General features: G+C 56.1%; 2 protein-coding genes. Both read right to left on the bottom strand.

Features of this window, described 5'->3' with window-relative positions:
- Positions 1 to 46: 46 nt before the first annotated feature.
- Entirely contained in the window at positions 47 to 1,579 is a 1,533-nt protein-coding gene (locus tag CKW15_RS27750; protein WP_095057654.1) for an IS66 family transposase, read from the bottom strand.
- 18 nt (positions 1,580 to 1,597) lie between these two features.
- Entirely contained in the window at positions 1,598 to 1,957 is a 360-nt protein-coding gene (gene tnpB, locus CKW15_RS27745; RefSeq protein ID WP_007943645.1) for an IS66 family insertion sequence element accessory protein TnpB, read from the bottom strand.
- Positions 1,958 to 2,041: the final 84 nt, after the last annotated feature.

Raw genomic sequence — 2,041 nt, 5'->3', positions numbered from 1 at the left:
CGTAAGCGCTCCATAAACCCCACCGACTTCAAGATCGGTAACGCGCCTAGCTAGGCGATGCCGGCGAGCAGTTCCACGGCAACAGCGCTTCGTAATCTTCAACCGAGGTCGCCAGTGGTAGTCGTTCTAATGTGTGGCGCAGCCACGCATAGGGCTCTTGGTCGTTGGCTTTGGCAGTCTCGACCAGGCTGTAAAGTTGAGCGCTGGCCGTCGCGCCTTTGGGTGTGTCGCTAAACAACCAGTTCTTTCTTCCGATGACGAAGGGCCTGATCGCACGCTCGGCGGGGTTGTTGTCGATCGGCAAATAGCCTTCCTCGGCGTACCGCTCCAGTTTGTTCCAGTTACTCGCCAGATAGCCGATGGCCTTGCCCAAGGCGTTCTGAGACGTAACTTGTGGCTGCGTCTTTTCCATCCAGCTTTTTAACTGAGCCAGCACTGGCAGGCTTCGATCATGACGGCCGGTTTTACGATCGTCGTCGCACGCATCCTTCAGATCACGCTCTACGCCATAGAGTTTGTTGATCAGGTTCAGTGCGATATCAGCGCGTCCCGTCTTGCCTTTCGGCTGCACTTTTTGCGCCTCAATAAACTTGCGCCTTGCGTGCGCCCAGCAGCCCAAACGCTCGACTCCGGCCTGCGCGCCCAACGCGTTATAACCGGCGTAATCATCGGTCATCACATAGCCACGATAGCCATCGAGCAGGCGTGTCGGCACCTCCTGCGCACGGCTGGTGGCGTAGTCAAAAAGGATCACTGGTTTATCTGGCGGGCCGCCGGTTTGCACCCACATCCAGGACTGGCTGCTTGGGTCTCGGTCAGGCTCTTTCAACACCTGTACCCGTGTTTCATCGCAGTGGATAACACGGCTGCCCAGTAGGCTCTCGCGCATTAAATTCAGCAGCGGTTGGAAGTGTTCACCGCACTGGATAACCCAGCGTGCCAACGTCTGGCGCGGGATATCGACGCCATGGCGGCCCAAGACTTTTTCGAAACGGTGAAGCGGTAGTCCATCGACGTACTTGGTGGTCAGCAGCATCGCCAGAACACTTGGGCTGGCCATGCTTTTTTCAATCAGTTGAGCCGGCTTGTCAGCAGTGACCGGCGCCATCTCGCAGTCGCGGCAACCGTAAACTTTCCGAACGTGTCTGATCACACGGATCTGCATCGGCACGATTTCAAGCTGCTCGCTGACTTCTTCGCCAATCGTGTGTTTGCGGCAGCCGCAGACGCACGTCAGTTCATGTTCGGGAAGTTCGTGGATGATCTCGATGCGCGGGAGATCGGCGGGCAGAGGCTTGCGTTTGCCGCGGCGCTTGGTCGGGGCAACGACCTCTTCATCTGAGATTTCGTCCACAGGCTCAACGACGCTTTCTACTTCATTGAAGAGGGCCAGTTGCGGCGTTTCCGCATCAGCTGTTTGCTCGGACTTACGTCCGAACAGACGCTGAAGCAGGAGGGCATTCTGTTCTTCTAGCCGAACAATTTTTCCCTTATCCAACTGACGCTCGTCAAGCATCTGCCCAAGCATTTTCTTGAGCAGAACGGGATCATCTGGAAGATTTTCGGGCAAGGAATTCATGCCCTGGATTATACCGAATCAGGCTACGAATCGCGGCGTCAAAACTTGATGAGGACGGTTGCGCCAGAGGTCAAAGCCATCGAGCATCCAGTTGAGTTCCTGGACGGTCAGAACGATCGCCTCGTCGGTGGCGTCAGGCGATGTTTTGAATCGTTCGGACTCGAGGCGCTTGAGCCAAAGGCAGAAGCCGTTGCGCTCCCAATAGAGGATCTTTACTCGGTTACGGTGGCGATTCAGAAATACGAAAAGCACCGGGTCGAATACGGCGACTTTAATATCCAGCTCGACCAGCGCAGCCAAGCCGTCGATGGATTTTCGGAAGTCGACCGGCTTGGGGTACAGATACACTTTTTCGACTTTGGCATCGGGTCGCATCATGGCGAGCTGGCTCCTGAAGGAATCGGGAGCACAGCATCCGGGATCAGCTAAGCGCTTTGAATGTGGGGTTTATGGAGCGCTTAC

The sequence above is a fragment of the Pseudomonas sp. Irchel s3b5 genome (assembly GCF_900187435.1).
In the GTDB taxonomy this organism is placed as follows: domain Bacteria; phylum Pseudomonadota; class Gammaproteobacteria; order Pseudomonadales; family Pseudomonadaceae; genus Aquipseudomonas.
Note: the sequence above shows the minus strand (reverse complement) of the source record. Positions and strands in the feature narration are given on the sequence as shown.

Excerpts from the sequence above, each read along its gene's own strand:
- tnpB (WP_007943645.1), bottom strand. The coding sequence starts at position 1,957 with ATGATGCGACCCGATGCCAAAGTCGAAAAAGTGTATCTGTACCCCAAG.
- CKW15_RS27750 (WP_095057654.1), bottom strand. The coding sequence starts at position 1,579 with ATGAATTCCTTGCCCGAAAATCTTCCAGATGATCCCGTTCTGCTCAAG.